This window comes from Leminorella grimontii ATCC 33999 = DSM 5078, assembly GCF_000439085.1.
GTDB classification, from domain to species: Bacteria; Pseudomonadota; Gammaproteobacteria; order Enterobacterales; family Enterobacteriaceae; genus Leminorella; species Leminorella grimontii.
This window is the reverse complement of the sequence record NZ_AUUA01000005.1, coordinates 101,012-119,374: the sequence shown is the minus strand read 5'-3', so window position 1 is coordinate 119,374 and position 18,363 is coordinate 101,012. Positions and strand designations below refer to the sequence as shown.

The 18,363-nt window shown below is 55.6% G+C and carries 18 protein-coding genes; 5 read left to right on the top strand and 13 right to left on the bottom strand.

Annotated elements, in window-relative coordinates; all coding sequences use genetic code 11:
• The first annotated feature begins 4 nt into the window (after positions 1-4).
• A complete protein-coding gene (gene lpxC, locus G544_RS0111160; RefSeq protein WP_027274681.1) occupies positions 5-922 on the top strand; it encodes a UDP-3-O-acyl-N-acetylglucosamine deacetylase in 918 nt (305 codons plus the stop codon).
• Positions 923-930: 8 nt separating this feature from the next.
• Here the strand turns inward: lpxC and G544_RS0111155 are convergent, their stop codons facing one another.
• Positions 931-1,440 (bottom strand): DUF721 domain-containing protein, encoded by a 510-nt coding sequence (locus tag G544_RS0111155; RefSeq protein ID WP_027274680.1) that lies wholly within the window; start codon positions 1,438-1,440, stop codon positions 931-933.
• 35 nt (positions 1,441-1,475) lie between these two features.
• On the opposite strand from G544_RS0111155, the gene secM reads away from it, so the two are divergent.
• From secM to mutT, 3 genes are all read left to right on the top strand, one after another.
• Entirely contained in the window at positions 1,476-1,994 is a 519-nt protein-coding gene (gene secM, locus G544_RS0111150) for a secA translation cis-regulator SecM (protein ID WP_134389154.1), read from the top strand.
• A gap of 106 nt (positions 1,995-2,100) precedes the next feature.
• Complete coding sequence (gene secA, locus G544_RS0111145) at positions 2,101-4,815, top strand: preprotein translocase subunit SecA (RefSeq protein WP_027274678.1); 2,715 nt, start codon at positions 2,101-2,103, stop codon at positions 4,813-4,815.
• Between the two features lie 84 nt (positions 4,816-4,899).
• Positions 4,900-5,313, top strand: coding sequence for an 8-oxo-dGTP diphosphatase MutT (gene mutT, locus G544_RS0111140; RefSeq protein ID WP_027274677.1), 414 nt, complete (start codon positions 4,900-4,902; stop codon positions 5,311-5,313).
• Positions 5,314-5,318: 5 nt separating this feature from the next.
• On the opposite strand, the gene yacG is transcribed toward mutT, so the two are convergent.
• Genes yacG through G544_RS21335 form a run of 4 tightly spaced genes read right to left on the bottom strand, consistent with a single transcriptional unit; the run spans position 5,319 to position 7,739 of the window.
• Positions 5,319-5,516 (bottom strand): DNA gyrase inhibitor YacG, encoded by a 198-nt coding sequence (gene yacG, locus G544_RS0111135; protein WP_027274676.1) that lies wholly within the window; start codon positions 5,514-5,516, stop codon positions 5,319-5,321.
• Between the two features lie 38 nt (positions 5,517-5,554).
• Positions 5,555-6,307, bottom strand: a complete 753-nt coding sequence (zapD, locus tag G544_RS0111130) for a cell division protein ZapD (protein WP_027274675.1) — start codon at positions 6,305-6,307, stop codon at positions 5,555-5,557.
• The gene (gene coaE, locus G544_RS0111125; RefSeq protein WP_027274674.1) at positions 6,304-6,927 is read right to left on the bottom strand and encodes a dephospho-CoA kinase; all 624 of its coding nucleotides are present in this window, start codon (positions 6,925-6,927) and stop codon (positions 6,304-6,306) included. The genes zapD and coaE overlap by 4 nt, the downstream gene beginning before the upstream one ends.
• Positions 6,924-7,739 (bottom strand): prepilin peptidase, encoded by an 816-nt coding sequence (locus G544_RS21335; protein ID WP_051155702.1) that lies wholly within the window; start codon positions 7,737-7,739, stop codon positions 6,924-6,926. The genes coaE and G544_RS21335 overlap by 4 nt, the downstream gene beginning before the upstream one ends.
• A 177-nt stretch (positions 7,740-7,916) precedes the next feature.
• Here G544_RS21335 and G544_RS0111115 point away from each other — a divergent pair, with 177 nt between their 5' ends.
• Positions 7,917-8,960, top strand: coding sequence for a GMP reductase (locus G544_RS0111115; protein WP_027274673.1), 1,044 nt, complete (start codon positions 7,917-7,919; stop codon positions 8,958-8,960).
• Positions 8,961-9,033: 73 nt separating this feature from the next.
• On the opposite strand, the gene yjfF is transcribed toward G544_RS0111115, so the two are convergent.
• The 8 genes from yjfF to ppdD all read right to left on the bottom strand — a co-directional run bounded on the left by yjfF (position 9,034) and on the right by ppdD (position 18,169).
• Positions 9,034-10,044, bottom strand: a complete 1,011-nt coding sequence (gene yjfF, locus G544_RS0111110) for a galactofuranose ABC transporter, permease protein YjfF (RefSeq protein ID WP_027274672.1) — start codon at positions 10,042-10,044, stop codon at positions 9,034-9,036.
• Positions 10,037-11,053, bottom strand: coding sequence for a galactofuranose ABC transporter, ATP-binding protein YtfT (gene ytfT / locus G544_RS0111105; protein ID WP_027274671.1), 1,017 nt, complete (start codon positions 11,051-11,053; stop codon positions 10,037-10,039). Before ytfT ends, yjfF begins: the two co-directional genes overlap by 8 nt.
• Before the next feature lie 12 nt (positions 11,054-11,065).
• Positions 11,066-12,574, bottom strand: a complete 1,509-nt coding sequence (gene ytfR, locus G544_RS0111100) for a galactofuranose ABC transporter, ATP-binding protein YtfR (protein ID WP_027274670.1) — start codon at positions 12,572-12,574, stop codon at positions 11,066-11,068.
• 82 nt (positions 12,575-12,656) lie between these two features.
• Positions 12,657-13,613, bottom strand: coding sequence for a galactofuranose ABC transporter, galactofuranose-binding protein YtfQ (gene ytfQ, locus G544_RS0111095; protein ID WP_027274669.1), 957 nt, complete (start codon positions 13,611-13,613; stop codon positions 12,657-12,659).
• A 461-nt stretch (positions 13,614-14,074) separates the two neighbouring features.
• Positions 14,075-14,968 (bottom strand): drug/metabolite exporter YedA, encoded by an 894-nt coding sequence (gene yedA / locus G544_RS0111090; protein ID WP_027274668.1) that lies wholly within the window; start codon positions 14,966-14,968, stop codon positions 14,075-14,077.
• Positions 14,969-15,066: 98 nt separating this feature from the next.
• Positions 15,067-16,254: a protein transport protein HofC gene (gene hofC / locus G544_RS0111085; RefSeq protein ID WP_027274667.1), complete on the bottom strand. Its 1,188-nt coding sequence runs from the start codon at positions 16,252-16,254 to the stop codon at positions 15,067-15,069.
• A complete protein-coding gene (locus tag G544_RS0111080) occupies positions 16,251-17,723 on the bottom strand; it encodes a GspE/PulE family protein (RefSeq protein ID WP_027274666.1) in 1,473 nt (490 codons plus the stop codon). The genes hofC and G544_RS0111080 overlap by 4 nt, the downstream gene beginning before the upstream one ends.
• On the bottom strand, positions 17,720-18,169 hold the full coding sequence (gene ppdD / locus G544_RS0111075; RefSeq protein ID WP_027274665.1) for a prepilin peptidase-dependent pilin: 450 nt from the start codon (positions 18,167-18,169) through the stop codon (positions 17,720-17,722). The genes G544_RS0111080 and ppdD overlap by 4 nt, the downstream gene beginning before the upstream one ends.
• Positions 18,170-18,363 lie beyond the last annotated feature (194 nt).

Genomic DNA, 18,363 nt, shown 5'->3' with positions numbered 1-18,363 from the left:
TACGATGATTAAACAGCGGACACTTAAACGCATTATTCAGGCGACTGGCGTCGGTCTTCATACCGGCCGTAAAGTCACCCTGACGCTGCGCCCAGCTGCAGCGAATACGGGTGTCATCTATCGTCGTACTGACTTGACTCCGCCGGTCGATTTTCCTGCGGACGCTAAATCCGTGCGTGATACCATGCTGTGTACCTGTCTGGTAAACGAGGATGACGTACGTATCTCGACGGTTGAACACCTGAACGCCGCTTTAGCGGGGCTGGGTATTGATAACATCGTTATCGAAGTCGACGCGCCTGAAATTCCGATTATGGACGGCAGCGCGGCACCGTTTGTCTATCTGCTGCTGGATGCGGGCATTGAAGAGCTTAACGTGGCGAAGAAGTTTATTCGCATCACTAAGCCAGTGCGCATTGAAGACGGCGACAAGTGGGCCGAACTGACGCCGTACAACGGCTTCAGCCTTGACTTTACTATCGACTTCAAGCATCCGGTTATCGATTCAGGTTCACAGCGTTATCGCATGGACTTCTCGGCGGACGCGTTCGTACGTCAGATCAGCCGGGCTCGTACCTTCGGCTTCATGCGCGATATTGAATATCTTCAGTCTAAAGGGCTTTGCCTGGGCGGCAGCTTCGACTGCGCAATCGTCGTTGACGACTATCGCGTTCTGAACGAAGACGGCCTGCGCTTTGAAGACGAGTTCGTTCGCCACAAGATGCTGGATGCTATCGGCGACCTGTTTATGTGCGGCCACAACATTATCGGCGCGTTTACCGCCTTTAAGTCTGGTCATGCGCTGAACAACAAGCTGCTGCAGGCCGTATTGGCCAAGCAGGAAGCTTGGGAATTCGTGACTTTCGAAGACGAAGCAGAAATGCCTTTGGCTTTCAAAACGTCAAGAACCGTTCTGGCCTAACGCGCCGATTACGGCTTTTCATCACGGCTCGCCGTGCTGGCTCCTCTCTCCGCCAGCGCTGCGAGTCGTTCTAATTTCTCTTTCAGCTTTCCCTTGCTTCTTGCCGCTAGTTCCCTGATTTGTTCCGCACTTTGCTCGCTGAGCCTGCGAACGGGTTCGGGCTTATTTTCAGGCAGATTAGAGCGTGGCGCTGCCGGATGCTGAATTTTTGTACTCAGAGATGGATTAATCTTTATGTCGATTGAGGCTAATGATGGTAAAATTTCATGTCTGAGCGCCGTAAGAAGGGCGGGCTGTTCGTAGCGAAGGCGAGTAAGCCAGCTGGCGTTGGAAACTTCCAGCACCAGTACGCTATGGCGATAGTTGGCTACGCGACAGTGTTCATGCATAGCTTTAGGCAGCAGAGCCTTGACCGCTTTGTTTAGCTTTAGCAGGGCGATGGCGCGTTGTTGAAGATCGCGCAATAAATTTGCATCGTCAAACAGCGTATCTAATAATAGCGGGCGGCTGTCTCGCATAGTAAGTTCCACGGTAGTAAAACGGTTAGTTGATAATGGGCATTCTAAATCGTTGGCGACAATTTGGCAGGCGTTATTTTTGGCCTCACCTTCTGTTCGGGGTGGTAGCGGCCAGCGTCGGCATGCCCGTCAATCTGAACGGTCTTCCCCAGCAGGTTTCTCTGTCAACGGCTCTGGCCAGGCTCGACTCCGTTAATACTGCCGTTCCTGGAATAGGGCATCTGGTACTGTCTCACGGCGCCGACTCTCGCCCTCTACAGAATTTAAACTCCTGGCAGCGCTTTGCGCTACGCAACTATTTGACTCGCCTGGGCGGGTCTCTCCAGCAGGTGGATGCGGATCCGATGGCCGAAAAGGCCGGGCAGAAGGCTGAAACGACGCTTAGCCACTATGCGCTGCTGGACTTTCTCTCCGTTTCTTCAGCGGTTAAACGCTATCTGCCGCAGACGCTGACAAGGCTGTCGCCCGCAGATATTTTTTACTCTCCCCATCCCGTCAGGTCTTGGTTATCCCGCGCACAGGGTATTCGTGCGGGGCCTCTTTCGTTTGCGTGATTTCTTATCTAATCGCTTCATTTTTTTGAGCGATTTGAATATTTGACGTAACGATTTTAGTTTTTTACGTCCGCGCAGCGGGCGGTAATAAAGAGGTTCTATATCCATGTTAACCAAAATGATGACCAAGATTTTCGGTAGCCGCAACGATCGTACCCTGCGCCGCATGCGCAAAAACGTTGAGGCTATCAACCGCCTTGAGCCTGAATTCGAAGCGCTGAGCGACGAGCAGCTTAGGGCGAAGACCGTAGAGTTTCGCGAGCGTCTTGAAAAAGGCGAATCACTGGAGTCGCTAATCCCTGAAGCGTTTGCCGTAGTCCGCGAGGCCAGCAAGCGCGTATTCGGCATGCGCCACTTTGACGTACAGCTTATCGGTGGCATGGTGCTAAACGATCGCTGCATCGCAGAGATGCGTACCGGTGAAGGTAAAACCCTGACCGCGACGCTGCCCGCTTACCTGAACGCCATCACCGGCCGCGGCGTTCACGTCGTAACCGTCAACGACTATCTGGCGCGCCGAGACGCCGAAAACAACCGCCCGCTGTTTGAATTCCTGGGCCTGTCGGTCGGCATCAACCTGCCGGGCATGCCGCCGGTCGCCAAGCGCGAGGCCTACGCGGCCGATATTACCTACGGCACCAACAACGAATACGGCTTCGACTACCTGCGCGACAACATGGCGTTTAGCCCGGAAGAGCGCGTACAGCGTCCGCTTCACTACGCGCTGGTGGACGAAGTGGACTCCATCCTGATCGACGAAGCCCGTACGCCGCTGATTATCTCCGGCCCTGCGGAAGACAGCTCCGAGCTTTATCGTAAAGTCGATAAAATTATTCCCAAGTTAGAGCGCCAGGAAAAAGAAGATTCAGACACTTTCCAGGGCGAAGGCCACTTCTCCGTTGATGAAAAGAGCCGCCAGGTCAACCTGACCGAGCGCGGTCTGGTGCTGGTAGAAAACCTGCTGATGGACATCGGCCTGATGACCGAGGGCGAGTCTCTCTATTCTCCGACCAACATCGTGCTTATGCACCACGTAACCGCTGCGCTGCGCGCTCACGCGCTGTTTACCCGCGACGTGGACTACATCGTGAAGGACGGCGAAGTCATTATCGTTGACGAACACACCGGCCGTACGATGGAAGGCCGCCGCTGGTCAGACGGCCTGCATCAGGCCGTCGAGGCGAAAGAAGGCGTCGACATTCAAAATGAAAACCAGACGCTGGCGTCCATTACTTTCCAAAACTACTTCCGCCTGTACGAAAAGCTGGCGGGTATGACCGGTACGGCGGATACGGAAGCTTTCGAATTCCGCCAGATCTATCGTCTCGATACCATCGTCGTGCCGACGAACCGTCCGATGATCCGTAAAGACCTGCCCGATCTGGTCTATATGACGGAAAAAGAGAAAATCGACGCGATTATTGAAGACATCAAGGAACGCAGCGCTAGCGGGCAGCCGGTGCTGGTAGGTACTATCTCTATCGAGAAGTCTGAAGTGGTTTCCCGCGAGCTGAAGAAAGCCGGAATCGCTCACCAGGTGTTGAACGCAAAATTCCACGCGAAAGAGGCGGAAATCGTCGCTAATGCGGGCCAGGAAGGGGCTGTGACTATCGCAACCAACATGGCCGGCCGCGGTACCGACATCGTGCTGGGCGGCAGCTGGCAAAGCGAAATCGCCGAGCTGGAGTCGCCGACGGAAGAGCAAATCAAGGCGATTAAAGACGCCTGGCAGGTTCGTCACGACCGCGTTCTGGCGGCGGGCGGCCTGCATATTATCGGTACCGAACGCCACGAATCTCGCCGTATCGACAACCAGCTGCGCGGCCGTTCGGGCCGTCAGGGCGACCCGGGCTCATCTCGCTTCTACCTCTCCTTGGAAGATGCGCTAATGCGTATTTTTGCCTCCGACCGCGTCGCGGGCATGATGCGCAAGCTTGGCATGAAGCCGGGAGAAGCCATTGAGCACCCATGGGTAACCAAGGCTATCGCTAACGCCCAGCGTAAGGTGGAAAGCCGTAACTTTGATATTCGTAAGCAGCTGCTGGAGTTTGACGACGTCGCCAACGACCAGCGTCGAGCTATCTATGCACAGCGTAACGAGCTGCTGGACGTGGGCGACATCAGCGAGACGATTGAAAGCATTCGCGGCGACGTCTTTAACCTGGTGATCGACAACTACATTCCGCCGCAGTCGCTGGAGGAAATGTGGGACGTTCCCGGTCTGGAGACTCGACTGAAGAACGATTTCGATCTCGATCTGCCTATCTCAGAATGGCTGGATAAAGAGCACGATCTTCACGAAGAGCCTCTGCGCGAGCGCATCATTGAAGAGGCGGTGAATCGCTATAAGGAGAAGGAAGAGATAGTCGGCGATGAAATGATGCGCAACTTTGAAAAAGGCGTCATGCTGCAAACGCTGGACTCCATGTGGAAAGAGCACTTGGCGGCGATGGACTATCTGCGTCAGGGCATTCACCTAAGAGGCTATGCGCAGAAGGATCCGAAGCAGGAGTACAAGCGCGAATCTTTCTCCATGTTCGCCAACATGCTGGAAGCGCTGAAGTATGAAGTGATAAGCGTTCTGAGCAAAGTGCAGGTTCGCATGCCGGAAGAGGTAGAGGCCGTCGAGCAGCAGCGCCGCGAAGAGGCTGAGCGCCTGGCGCGCCAGCAGCAGTTTAGCCATCAGGATGACAATGCGCTGGCGCAAGAACCAGAGGGCAACCGCCCGATGGTGCGCGAAGAGCGTAAAATCGGCCGAAACGACCCTTGTCCGTGCGGCTCCGGCAAGAAGTATAAGCAGTGCCACGGACGTTTGAACTAAAGACAGAGCGAGCCGTAACCGTTAAGATAAAGAGCGCCTTTGAGCGCTCTTTATGCATGTAGCCATTCATAATGAGGAGGCCCCGTGGAGAAAAAGCGCATTGACATCGCCGTTGGCATCATCGTTAACGAAGAGGGACAGATTTTTATTACCCGCAGGCAGAAGGGCAGCCATCTTGCCGGGCTTTGGGAGTTTCCCGGTGGCAAGGTTGAAACCGTTAATGAAGAGACTCCGGAACGGGCGCTGAGCCGAGAGCTTTGGGAAGAGGTGGGAATTGAGGTCTTACGCGCAGAGCCGCTGAAGACGCTGGAATATGACTATCCCGATCGCAGTCTGACGCTGCACTTTTTTATCGTAGACCGTTGGAAAGGTCAGCCTGAAAGCTGTGAAGGGCAGGAATCCCGGTGGCTCCCTGCATCTGAGCTGATCGCTGACGAGTTTCCAGAGGCCAATCGGCCAGTGATTGAGGACATCAGGCGGCGGTACTGCGCCGCCTGATATGATTATTTTTCTTCTTCTCCCCAGTTTTCGCTATCGGAACGTTCTCCGCTGCTGGGGATCCGCTTTTCTTCATCCGCCCATTCGCCTAAGTCAATAAGCTGGCAGCGCTTGCTGCAAAACGGGCGATAGGGACTCAGTTCACTCCATACGACGATTTTGTCACAGGTGGGGCAGTTTACTTTTATCGGCGCGTCGTTCATCGTTGCGCGTTTCTCCTTAACAAACAATTTTAGATAGCCTAACAGCAGGCGATATCAAAAGAAAAGCGTTCAGGCGTTTCGCCAAGCTCGCTGTCAAACGGCATAAAGCGGATAGCGAAGCGGGTTTTATGGCCGGACACCTGAGGATAGAGCTGGTGGGACGAATCGACGCGAATGCGCAGAATGTCGCAATCCTCGGCGTTGTCCTGATAGAAGCCGTTCAGGCTGGTCTGCTTTTGGAAATGGCCGGACTGACGGATAAGATCCAAACAGGCGTTTAGCGCGTTGTTGAGCGGATCCATAGTTTCAATCCAACTCACTACCTGCTTGTCCCGTTCGGACTTAGGGGTGTGCAGCCACATGTGAAGAATCGGCATGTCGAAACTGCAGCAGCCGCCGGGAATGCTTAACCGCTGGCGCACCATGCTGATAAGGCGATCTTCTTTTAGCGACTGCCCCAGTCTAGGGGCGGCCAGCAGCACGTTGGATAGCTCTTTCAGGTTGTGGCGCAGGGCGTTTAGCCTGTCGGTATCTACGCCAGGTACGTCGATCCACTGCATTAACTTTTGCTGTTGGCGCTCCAGCTCTTTTACCAGCTCCGTACGCACGTCGCCGCGATCCATGATGTCCAGCAGCTCGCTGATGGTGCGAAAAAAGCCTAACGTATTGGATAAATTGGTCAATGAGCGGTTGTTCTGTAGCTGCTGTAGCAGGAACTCAATGCGCAACCAGGTGCGGACTTTTTCGTTCAGCGGATGTTCAAAAAGGATATTTTGAGATAAATCGCTCATATAGACGGATCCTGCCTGTTGAAATCATTTGCCAAAGTTAAGTAGCGTCGATGCAGCCGCTCTACCTGGGGCTGCAGCGCTTCGGGCGAGTCATCGTTGAGAATGACGTCATCGGCGCAGGCCAGACGCTGCGTTCGAGACGCCTGGGACGCTAAAATCTGTTCGGCCTGCTGCCTGCCTCCGCCGTCGCGTGCGAGGAGCCTCTGTAGCTGAACGTTTTCGCTCACGTCGACCACCAGAACGCGGTTAGCCCTGTCGCACAGGTCGTTCTCAATTAATAGTGGGACAACCCAAAGCGCATAAGGTGCCGTAACGGCGGCCAATTGACGTCGGGTTTCTTTCTGAATAAGAGGATGGAGCAGGGCATTTAACCAGGATTTTTCTTCCGGTTGAGCAAAAATCACTTCGCGAAGACGCTTGCGGTTGAGGCTGCCATCGGTAAGAAACGCCGAGGGGCCAAAGTGAGCCCTGATGCGCTCCAGCGCTTCGGTTCCCGGCTCAACGACCTGACGCGCGATTACGTCAGCGTCGACGACGGGAACCCCTAAACGGGCGAACGCGTCTGAGACGGTTGATTTCCCGCTGCCAATGCCTCCCGTAAGCGCGACGATGTAAGTCATAACCAAGCCTGTATACCTATAGATAAGTCGATGATAAAGGGATCTTTGAGAAGTGCAAGCCACATGCTGAACGTAATAAAAGGGCCAAAGGGAATGTGCCTTTTGACCGCGCCCGTCATCGCATACCGTAAGGTGAAAAACAGCACGCCCAGAAGGCTGGCGACAAGCAGCACGACGGGCGCCATTCCTGCGCCAAGCCACGCGCCGACGGCGGCCATCAGCTTGATATCTCCTTGCCCCAGTCCATGAACGCGGTGAAAGTACAGGAAGAGGCGGGCGGGTATCCAAAGCAGCGCGTAGCCGAAAATCGCGCCGGCGATGGCCTCATCGAGCGAAAGAGAGGACGCGCCGGCGTAGGCTGCAATAAGGCCGCTAGCCAACAGCGGCAGCGTAAGGGCGTCAGGCAGCAGGTAGTATTTGGCGTCAATCAGTGTTAGCAGAATAAGCGTCGCCGTTAGGGCCAGCGTTGTCGCAAGGGAGGCGGCACTGTTGCTCTCGCTTGTCAGGCACATGAAAATAAAAGCGCACCCTAGTTCAATAAACGCCGCGTCGGCCGGAGCCTGTCGACGGCAGTGAGGGCATCGCCCTCGGCGAAAAAGTTGCCTGAATAGCGAAACGCTAAGGGGAAATTGGCGAGCGGCGAAGCAGCAGGCATCTGAAGAGAACAGAGATTGAACAGAAGTCAGAACGCAGCGGAAAAGGCCTTGGCCGTCGAAAACTGCAGAGGGAAGAACGTGGCTTAAACGCGCAATGACATTGCCGATAAACAGGCCGATAAGGCCAAAGGCAAGCAGCGTGAAGGCGTTATCCATAACGAACCTTAAACCCGCCTTTCGCAGGTAAATTTATGGGAGTATATCTGAAATTTTGAGAAAGTATCAGACTTGCTCAGTTATTATTCATGTGTATGATAACGTCACTGGGAATGGCCAACACACAGCTTGTAGTTAATTTGCGATACGTCGCCAAAAACCAGGAAACCTATCACCATGCGCATTGAAGAAGATTTGAAGCTGGGCTTCAAAGACGTTTTGATCCGTCCTAAGCGTTCTACGTTACAAAGTCGCTCAGAGGTAGAGCTTGAGCGCACCTACACTTTCAAACACTCTGGTCATGAATGGTCCGGCGTACCGATTATTGCAGCCAATATGGATACGGTAGGCACGTTCAGCATGGCTGAAGCGCTGGCTTCATTCGACCTGCTGACCGCCGTCCACAAGCACTATTCCGTTGAGCAGTGGCGCGAGTTCGTCGCGCGTTCGTCCGAGTCGGTCCTGCGCCACGTGATGGTTTCTACCGGTACCTCTGACGCCGATTTCGCCAAGCTTAACCAGATCCTTGCGCTGTCTCCTGCGCTGAAGTTTATCTGCATTGACGTCGCTAACGGCTATTCTGAGCACTTTGTCCGCTTTTTGAATAAGGCGCGCGAAGCCTATATGGATAAGGTTATCTGTGCGGGCAACGTGGTGACCGGCGAGATGGTGGAAGAGCTGATTCTTTCCGGCGCTGACATCGTTAAGGTGGGCATTGGCCCCGGTTCCGTATGCACCACGCGGGTGAAAACCGGCGTCGGCTACCCGCAGCTGTCCGCAGTGATTGAATGCGCCGATGCGGCGCACGGTCTGGGCGGTCAAATCGTCAGCGACGGCGGCTGCACGACGCCGGGCGACGTGGCGAAAGCGTTCGGCGGTGGCGCAGATTTCGTGATGCTCGGCGGCATGCTGGCCGCACATCAGGAGTGCGAAGGTAAGGTTATTGAAGAGAACGGCAGCTCTTACATGCAGTTTTACGGCATGAGCTCCGAGTCGGCGATGAATCGCCACGTGGGCGGCGTTGCCGGCTATCGCGCGGCGGAGGGTAAAACCGTTAAGCTGCCTTTCCGAGGCCCGGTGGATAACACCGTGCGCGACATTCTGGGCGGGCTGCGTTCGGCCTGTACCTATGTCGGCGCGTCTCGATTGAAAGAGCTGACCAAGCGCACTACGTTTATTCGCGTCGCCGAGCAGGAAAACCGCGTGTTTAATCAGTTTTAATCCTGACGGGATAACGTGTTATAAAAGAGAAAGTGCGCCGATGGGCGCACTTTTTTATCCCCCCAGTTCCCCGTCAGGTTGAACCCAGCGGCTGCGCTTTGCCGCCAATCCTTCTGGCGGTAGCGATCTGCCTGTTGGCCCAGAACACGGTCAGCAGCCGCTGTAGCCCGATAAAGCCGAACAGCAGAATGCCGATAACGATTTTGGTCCACCAGGAGCTTAGGGTGCCGTCGAAGTTGATATAGGTCTGGATAAGTCCCTGAATCAGCACGCCGAACAGGGTGCCGAAGACGGTACCTACGCCGCCGCTGAGCAGCGTTCCGCCGATGACTACGGCAGCGATGGCGTCCAGCTCGACGCCGATGCCCGCCAGCGCGTAGCCCGCCGAGGTGTAAAACGAGAACACGATACCCGCCAGCGTCGCCATACCGGTCGACAGCATGTAAATGCCGATCGTTGTCCTTCGGGTGGAGATACCCATCAGCTCAGCTGAGGTGGCGTTGCCGCCGATAGCGTAAACGTTGTTGCCAAAGCGCGTTCTGTGGGCGAGGAACATGCCGAACAGCACCACCAGCAGCATAATCAGCGCCAGCAGGCTAAAGCGGCCCCCGCCGGGGATCTTCCACGCGATGCTGGACAGCGTACCATATAGCGGATGATCGATAGGGATCGACTGCTCCGACACCAGAAAGCTAACGCCCCGTAGAAAGAACATGCCCGCCAGCGTGATGATAAAGGCGGGGATCTTTAGCGTGTCGATAAGCCAGCCCATCAGGCCGCCAAAGCAGCAGCCCATCACCATCACTATTGCAAAGGCGGTAAACGGCTCAATGCCCCACTCGCCAATGGCCTTTGCCAAAAAAACGCCGGTGAAGGCAATCACTGAACCGACGGAGAGGTCGATACCGCCGGAAAGGATAACAAACGTCATGCCGACGGCGACGATGCATAAAAACGCGTTGTCCGTCAGAATGTTGCAAATTACGCGCGTGGAGGCGAATCCGGGAAAGCGGGCAAAGCAGAACAGGTAGCCGAGAATAAATACGGCAATGGTAATCATCAGAGGAAGATGGCGCTTAAACATGACCGCTTCTCCTTTTAAACAGCCGCACAAAGGCGGGAGACTGTAAAACCAGTACTAAAAGCACCACCAGCGCCTTAACCACCAGGTTCCACTGCGGCTGATAGCCGGACAGCAGGATACCGGTGTTCATTCCCTGAATGATAAGCGCCCCGATAAGGGAGAGCATCAGATTAAAGCGCCCTCCCATCAGCGACGCGCCGCCGATAACGACCGCAAGAATGGCGTCCATCTCAAGCCATAGGCCTGCGTTATTGGCGTCCGCTCCCCGGATGTCGGCAGCCACAATGACGCCCGCCACCGCCGCGCAGATGCCGCTGATGACGTAGGTAGACATCACCACCAGGCCTGCGCTGACGCCCGCATTTTTCGCCGCCCGCAGGTTGATGCCGACGGACTCGATAAACAGCCCCAGCGCCGTTTTACGCGTCAGCAGCCAGAGCAGAATGAATACGGCGATGACGATGGATACCGGCGTAGGCAGATAGAGAAAGCTGCCGCTGCCTATCCAGGCAAGGGCCGGATCGGTAAAGGTAACGATTTGCCCCTCGGTAATCAGCTGGGCGACGCCTCGCCCGGCCACCATCAGCATCAGCGTGGCGACAATCGGCTGAATTTTAAAAACGGCGACCAGAAAGCCGTTCCATAGCCCGCACAGAATTCCTGAACCCAGCGCGGCAAGTAAAACGACGTAGAGCGGAAAGCCCGCCGACGTCAGGCTGGCGGCGGTAGCGCCCGCAATCGCCATGACGGCGCCGACGGAGAGGTCGATGCCTCCCGTTGCGATGACGAGCGTCATGCCCAGCGCCAGAATGGCAACCGGCGCACAGCGGTTAAGGATGTCGATAGGGCTGCCGAACAGTCGGCCGTCCTGAAGATGAATAGAAAAAAAGTCGTTTGCAACGAAGGCGTTGACGATAAGTATGGCTATCAGAGCGGCGAGCTGTGCGCTGCCTTTCGGTAGCCGCAGCGCCGAACCTTCGCTTTTGGCGGAGTGGGAGAAGAAAGTCACCGGGTATCCTCCTTAAGCCGCTATCGCGTTCATAATGGCCGGCACTGACAGGTTCTGTGCCGGGATTTCCGCAATTTGCCTGCCGTCGCGTAAGATGATGACGCGGTCGGCATAGCCAATCAGCTCTTCCAGTTCGGATGAGATGACCAGCAGGGCCAGCCCGTCGGCGCACAGGGTTTCAATCAAACGGATAATTTCTGCGTGAGCGCCGACGTCGATACCGCGCGTTGGCTCATCCAGAATGAGAAACTGCGGGCGCGTCACCAGCCAACGGGACAGCAAAACCTTCTGCTGATTGCCGCCCGAGAGAAACTGGATGGGCTGCTCTGCGTTCGGCGTTTTAATCCCCAGCTGGCGAATGAAGCGCTCCGTAATCTCCTCCTGTTCTCGGCGAGAGATCGGGTGTAGCCAGCCGCGCCTGGCCTGTAGCGCCAGAATGATGTTTTCTCTGACCGACGCGGCGCCGATGATGCCGTCCGTCTTGCGATCTTCGGGGCAAAAGCCGAAGCCGAGGGAAGCCGCCCGCCTGGCCGAGGTAATTTTTACCTCTTTTTCTTTTACCCAGGCTCGCCCGATGTCGGCCGAGCGGATGCCGAAAATCACTTCCACCGTTTCCGTCCGTCCCGAGCCCAAAAGCCCTGCCAGCCCCACGACTTCGCCCGGCCTGACCTGGAGATCGAAAGGGGGTATCGCGCCTTTTTTCCCGTATTGTTCAAAGCGAACGGTAGGACTGTCGCTTCTTAGGGTTTTTCCGGCGCGCTTAAGCGCGTTGTCATCCAGCTCTCGGCCCAACATCATCTTTACCAGCTCAATTTGGGGGAGTTCTGCGGTGACGCGAGTGCCCACCAGCTCGCCGTTGCGCAAAACGGTAATGCGGTCGGTGACGGCATATACTTGGTCGAGAAAGTGGGTGATAAAAATCAGGCTGACGCCCTTGTCGCGCAGCGCGCGCATAATGGTGAACAGCAGCTCGACTTCGTTAGTGTCAAGGCTTGCGGTGGGCTCATCGAGAATAAGCACCTTGGCCGACAGATCTACCGCGCGAGCAATGGCGACAATCTGCTGCATAGCGACCGAGTAGTGGCCCAGCGGCTGGGTGACGTCCAGCTCGAAGCCGTATTCCGTCATGATCCGTTCGGAGCGTTGAATCATCTCTTTACGGTTGACCATGCCGAAGCGCTTAGGCTCACGGCCGATGAACAGATTATCGGCGACCGACATGTTGGGCAGCAGATTAACTTCCTGATATACCGTACCGATACCGATGGACTGCGCGTGGGCGGTGCTGGTGGGGTTGACCTCTTTGCCTTCCAGCAGGATAACCCCTTCATCTTTCGGGTAAACGCCGGTTAGCGCTTTTATCAACGTAGATTTGCCTGCGCCGTTTTCTCCCAGCAGGGCCATAATTTCTCCCCGCCGCAGGCTTAGCGACACGTTATGCAAAGCGCGAACGCCGGGAAAATACTTGCTGATGCCCCTGATGTCTAAAACCGTATCGTCTGCTGGCCGCTGTTCTGTCATAGGTTCCCCTATTGTAACGGTGCGTGGCGCTGGGCTTGCGCCGCCGAAGCCGGTTCGGCGGCGCGGTTTAGCGGCTTAGGGATTAGTATCCCATGCCTTTTTTCAGCTCGATTTGTTCCTTAGCGCTGTCCGGTCCGAAGGACTTGGACTCCGTCAGGATGACTTTTGGCGGGATGGTGCCGTCTTTTTTATAGGCTTCCAAAGCGTCAAACGCCGGGCCGGCCATGTTAGGCGTCAGTTCGACCGTTAGGTTGGCTTCGCCCGCCTGCATGGCTTTAAAGATGTCGGGAACGGCGTCAATGGAGACGATTTTAATTTCGCTGCCGGGCTTCAGTCCTGCTTCTTTTATCGCCTGAATGGCGCCGATGGCCATATCGTCGTTATGGGCGAAGACGGCGCAGATGTTTTTGCCGCGGTTTTCGGCCTTAATGAAGCTCTCCATGACTTCTTTCCCTTTGCTGCGGGTAAAGTCGCCGGACTGGGTGCGGATTATTTTAACGTTGGGTGCGGCGGCGATGGCTTCTGCAAAGCCCTTTTTACGGTCCAGCGCGACGCTGGCGCCGACGGTGCCCTGTAGCTCGACCACGTTGCAGGGTTTACCTGCGACTTCCTTCACCAGCCAGTTGCCGGCGACTCTACCTTCGAGAACGTTATCCGCCGTCACGACCGACATATAGAGCGAGTCGTCTTTCACCGTTATGTTACGGTCCAGCAGGAAGACCGGAATTTTTGCGTCCTTGGCTTCTTCCAATACGGGTTCCCAACCTGTTTGCACGACCGGCGCGATGAAGATAGCGTCAACGCCCTGAGCGATAAAAGAGCGGACGGCCTTGATTTGGTTTTCCTGTTTTTGCTGAGCATCGGCAATTTTTAGCGTAATGCCCCGCTTTTTGGCCTGCTCTTTGGCGACGGACGTTTCGGCCGCCCGCCATCCGGATTCAGAACCAATTTGTGAAAAGCCGACGGTGAGAGCCTGTGCGGAAGCGGCGGCGGTGAGCAGTGTGGCAACGGAGCTGGCGATCAGTAAGCGTTTTAGCATGTTACTTTCCTCTGACGTATTGGGGGACGGTAAAACAGCAGTAAACGAACATACCCTTTATTTTAGACGGCCTTACGGTAAACGAATCCGCTAACGTTATTTATTCACAACGGCCTTTAGCGCCGTGAAAGCGGTGCTGCAAATGCGTTTTGTTTGATTGCGTTTATACCCGCCTTGCTTCAAGCTGCCTGTGCGTTTTGCCACGCAGCTCGAATTACTTAGGGTATATGAGGTAAAGCAGCCTAAATCCATTGAATCTACAATTTGGCAAAAAAAGAAGAATAAAAAGAGAGCGACTTCGCATATAGCCACAAATAGCAGAAAAGTGAATATATATAACTCAATAAGTGCGGTTTAACCCCTAATTAGTCAGGGGTTTTATTAATGTGAGCGACTGCAGGTTTTTAATAATACGAAACGAGGTTCTTAAAGAGGCGGAGAATTCCGCCTCTTTGCCGTGCTTAATAAGACGACGTTTTCGCAGGAAAGAGATATTTGCCTAGCGTTACCAGCACGACGGCCAGGATGATGATCCCCAGCGCAATCCACTCCGTTGAAGAAAGGCTTTCTCCTCCGAGGCTGGTGCCCAGCAATACGGCGACAACCGGATTGACATAGGCGTAGCTGGTGGCGATAGCCGGAGGGACGTTGCGGATAAGGTACATGTAGGCGTTAATGGCGATGATAGAGCCAAACAGCGCCAGATAGCCCACCGCCATAAAGCCGGACAGCGAGGGAGCTTCCGTTAGCCTTTCACCGGTTAAAAGCGAAGCGGCCATCAGCAGAATGCCTGCGGCCAGCATCTCTATTGCTCCGGCCATCATGCCCACCGGCAGCTCAATGCGAGAGCCGTAAACCGAACCGAAGGCCCAGCTTATGGAACCGACGAGGATAAGCACTGCGCCCCACGGGTTCCCGCTCAGGCTTCCTCCGCTGTTAAGCAGAATAATTCCTACCAGGCCAATGGCAATGCCTACCCACTCCAGCCAGCGCGTTTTAATGCCGAAAAAGCGGCTAAAGCACAGAGTAAACAGCGGGACGGTAGCCACCATAACGGCGGCGATGCCTGAAGGTACGTCCTGATGCTCAGCGACTGTGACGAAACCGTTACCCACCGCCAGCAGCAGGACGCCAATAAGCGCCGCGTTGAGCATCGGGCGAAGGGGAGGAAGCCTGTGCCCGCGAAGCAGCAGGAAAATCATCAACAGCGTTCCTGCCGACAGAAAGCGAACGCCCGCCATCATAAAGGGAGGCCAGCTTTCAACGCCGATTCGAATAACCAGATAGGTCGATCCCCAGATGATATAGAGCGCAAACAGCGCCCCGATAAGCGGTAAGAATTGCCTGAAGCGCATGTTTCCTCGCGGTGAAATGGATATATCGCTCATAGTAAACGTGAAAACATTGCCCTTGGCGAGTGGTTTTCTTCCGTGGCGACAAAAGTGTGCTTTTATTAACCCATCACGTTTCCCAGCTGAAATATAGGGAGATAGATGGCGATCGTCATGCCTCCGACCAGAATGCCCAGTACGCCCATAAGCACGGGCTCGATACGGGAAGCGAGGCCTTCCGCCATATTCTCGGCTTCGCTTTCATAAACGGCGGCAAGGCGCTCCAACATCAGGTCCAGCGTTCCCGACTCTTCACCCGCGCGAATAAGCTGTATCGTCAGGCTGGGAAACAGGGGTAACTGCCTGAAGGCGTTAAACAGCGACGAACCTCGCTCAACCTGATTGAGCACTTGCAGCATGGCGTCTGCATACTGTAAATCGCCGCAGGCGTTGGCGGAGGACTGAATGCCGCGCATGAGCGAAAGCCCAGCCTGCTGCGTGATTGCCAGCGAGCGGAAAAGCAGGGCTAAAATATTGGCTTCAACGAGCTTTCCTACAAGGGGGAGCCTGAGCCACAGCCGCTGCTCCCTCCGTCGCCACTTTTCCTTATGGTGAAGCCGTTTGAAATAGTAGGCGGCCAGCGAGCCTGTGAACAACAGGATACCGGCGCCGTAGCGTTGAACGGCGTCTGAAATCAATAGTATCGCCAGCGTAAACGTCGGAAGCGGAGCGTCAAACGTGTCGTAGATCTCTTTGAACGCGGGAAGCACGAAGGCCAGCATCAGCAGAGTTACCAAAAGCGCCGCGCTTAAAATAAACAGCGGATAACGCAGCGCTTTACGCACCTTGTAGTTTAGCATCTGCTGTTTTTCCAGCCGGTTGGCGAGCAGCTGGCAGCATTGCTCCAGCCGCCCGGTTATCTCTCCCGTGGCGATGAGTTCAATAAACAGCGCAGGAAAGGCATTAGGGTGTTCCCCCATGGCCTCTGACAGCGGCGAACCCTGCACGACCCGATCTTTCGTTGCTCTGAGCACATAGCGCCAGACGGGATTAGGGTGCTCCGCGGCTATCAGCTCAAGGCTGTTGACTAACGGTAGGCCCGCCTGAAGCAGCGTCGCCATCTGGCGAACGACAGGGGCGAGTTCATTCGACCTCCAGCGGCTTTTCCTCAGCTTAATTTCCCGCGTGACTTTGGCTGCTCTGACTCCTTGGCTCATTAACAGATAGCGGGCGTGGTCGCGCGAGTGGGCGACAAGCTCTCCCTTTTTACCCTCAGGGTTTCGCCATAGAAAAAGTCGCTCGTTTCTCATTGGTCGTTCCAACCGTCGCCGCCGAGGGTGCGGTAAAGCTCGTTGAGGGTTGTGACGCCTCCGTTCACCAGACGAAGCCCGGCCTGTTTCAGCGATATCATGCCCTGAGCGAGGGCCAGTTGATGCAGCGCCTTCGCATTGAGCCCTTCGGCTACGCCGCGCTGAAGAGCGTCGGTCAGAACGAGCATTTCATAAACGCCGGTTCTGCCGTAATAGCCGCCGACGCAGCGCTCGCAGCCAACGGCGTCGTAGGTCGATGGGCCGTTTCCTGCCGTGGCTTCCTGCGTCTGAGGACGCCGGCAGTGCGGGCAAAGGCAGCGAATCAGGCGCTGGGCGATAATCAGCTTCAGGCTGGAGGCTAGCAGATAGGGCTCTATACCCATTTGGCCAAGACGCACCAGCGTTTCTGCCGCGCTGTTGGTATGCAGCGTGGCCAAGACCAAGTGCCCGGTCTGCGCTGCTTCAATCGCGGTGCCTGCGGTTTCTCGATCGCGGATTTCTCCAACCATGAGAACGTCAGGATCCTGCCTTAAAAAGGCGCGCAGGGCTGCGTTAAACGTAAGGCCTATTTTACCGTTTACCTGCGTTTGATTAATGCCGGCGATCGGTATTTCAACGGGATCTTCTACGCTGCAAAGGTTGCGGGAGGCATCGTTAAGGTAGCCCAGGCCGCTGTAGAGCGTGACGGTTTTTCCGCTTCCGGTAGGGCCGGTAACCAAAATCATTCCCTGGGGCAAGTCCAGCGCTTCGCGATAGCGGCGCTGCTCGTCGTCGGACATGCCGATCGAATCGATAGAGTGCGTGCAGGCGTTCGCCGGCATCACCCTGAGCACTACTTTCTCTCCGTCGGCGACGGGAAGGGTAGACACCCGAAGGGAGCGCGTCTCCCGATCGCCATGGATAACCATCTGCCCGTCTTGCGGAAGCCGGCGCTCGGCAATGTTCAGCTTCGCCATGATCTTAAGCCGGGCGGTGATTTGAGCCGCGATGTCTATCGGCGGTTCAGCTGCCTCCTGCAGCGCGCCGTCGATTCTTAAGCGTACGCGATAGCGGTTGGCGTAGGGCTCAAAATGAATGTCGGAAGCCCTGCGCCTCATTGCCTGACTGATTAGCTGATTGAGGAACCGTACCACCTCATCATCGCTACGTTCGTCAGAGTGACGCTCCCAGTCGTTTTCCTGCCGCTCTTCTCGCCTTTTTTGTACTTCAGCCGCAGACGACTGAAAGTCGGCAAGGCGCTGGTGATAGCTCTCCATTTGAGACTGTGGCCAAAATAGAACGTGGATGTCGCGCCTGCTGATAAAGGACAGCGTCTGGATAGCGCCATCGACGCATTCTCCTTCCACGGCGGCAACCGTCAGCTGCCTGTCGTCGATGCTGACGGGGACGAGCCGATGACGAAGGCATTCTGCGGCGACTTCCGCACTGACGTCGCAGGCTGCAGGCTTAGGAGGCTTGGCGTCTGTCATGGATTCGCCTCATTGCCGAAGCGAAATACGTCGTTGCAGGCGTCTATTCGCCCATCGTTTTGCCGGTTGCTGCTGCACGCTTTTTGCCACTGGAGGTCGCCAGAGGCTTCGTCCAGCGTGGGCGTCAGCGTAACGGTAAGCCCCTGCAGCGCATTTTGGCCCACCAGCGCGATCGCACCGGCGGTGACGCTGATTTGTGATACATAGCGGGTGGTTTTGCCTGCGGGGATCCCGGCGCTTCCCTGTTGGCAAGCGCTAAGTTCGCCTTTTTCCAACGCACAGAGTTCAACCGCGGTTTTATAGGGCACCATGGCCTGTAGCATATCGGTCAATGCCGCCTTCTGGATGTAGCCCTGATAGGCAGGGATACCGACAGCGGTCAAAATGGCGATGATGGCGATGGCTATCATCAGTTCAAACAGAGTAAATCCGGCCTGTGTATTCATAACGTCGCTCCTGTAAGTGGTTTAGCCCTATGGCGAAGATAACGATGCGTTGAAAGAATCAGATGAAAAAGAGCGGATTGGGCGTTATGGAATAAGGCGTGAAGTGTTTCTCTCGAGGGTTCAGCGTTGCACGGAAAGCTGGAAGAGGGCGCGCATTATTTCCATAAATGAAGGAAACGGCTACGCAGTCGCAG

What these genes read in the sequence shown, in the direction of transcription:
- lpxC (WP_027274681.1), top strand. Translation starts at nt 5, where the DNA reads ATGATTAAACAGCGGACACTTAAACGCATTATTCAGGCGACTGGCGTC.
- G544_RS0111155 (WP_027274680.1), bottom strand. Translation starts at nt 1,440, where the DNA reads ATGCGAGACAGCCGCCCGCTATTATTAGATACGCTGTTTGACGATGCA.
- secM (WP_134389154.1), top strand. Translation starts at nt 1,476, where the DNA reads ATGGGCATTCTAAATCGTTGGCGACAATTTGGCAGGCGTTATTTTTGG.
- secA (WP_027274678.1), top strand. Translation starts at nt 2,101, where the DNA reads ATGTTAACCAAAATGATGACCAAGATTTTCGGTAGCCGCAACGATCGT.
- yacG (WP_027274676.1), bottom strand. Translation starts at nt 5,516, where the DNA reads ATGAACGACGCGCCGATAAAAGTAAACTGCCCCACCTGTGACAAAATC.
- zapD (WP_027274675.1), bottom strand. Translation starts at nt 6,307, where the DNA reads ATGAGCGATTTATCTCAAAATATCCTTTTTGAACATCCGCTGAACGAA.
- coaE (WP_027274674.1), bottom strand. Translation starts at nt 6,927, where the DNA reads ATGACTTACATCGTCGCGCTTACGGGAGGCATTGGCAGCGGGAAATCA.
- G544_RS21335 (WP_051155702.1), bottom strand. Translation starts at nt 7,739, where the DNA reads ATGGATAACGCCTTCACGCTGCTTGCCTTTGGCCTTATCGGCCTGTTT.
- G544_RS0111115 (WP_027274673.1), top strand. Translation starts at nt 7,917, where the DNA reads ATGCGCATTGAAGAAGATTTGAAGCTGGGCTTCAAAGACGTTTTGATC.
- yjfF (WP_027274672.1), bottom strand. Translation starts at nt 10,044, where the DNA reads ATGTTTAAGCGCCATCTTCCTCTGATGATTACCATTGCCGTATTTATT.
- ytfR (WP_027274670.1), bottom strand. Translation starts at nt 12,574, where the DNA reads ATGACAGAACAGCGGCCAGCAGACGATACGGTTTTAGACATCAGGGGC.
- ytfQ (WP_027274669.1), bottom strand. Translation starts at nt 13,613, where the DNA reads ATGCTAAAACGCTTACTGATCGCCAGCTCCGTTGCCACACTGCTCACC.
- yedA (WP_027274668.1), bottom strand. Translation starts at nt 14,968, where the DNA reads ATGCGCTTCAGGCAATTCTTACCGCTTATCGGGGCGCTGTTTGCGCTC.
- hofC (WP_027274667.1), bottom strand. Translation starts at nt 16,254, where the DNA reads ATGAGAAACGAGCGACTTTTTCTATGGCGAAACCCTGAGGGTAAAAAG.
- G544_RS0111080 (WP_027274666.1), bottom strand. Translation starts at nt 17,723, where the DNA reads ATGACAGACGCCAAGCCTCCTAAGCCTGCAGCCTGCGACGTCAGTGCG.
- ppdD (WP_027274665.1), bottom strand. Translation starts at nt 18,169, where the DNA reads ATGAATACACAGGCCGGATTTACTCTGTTTGAACTGATGATAGCCATC.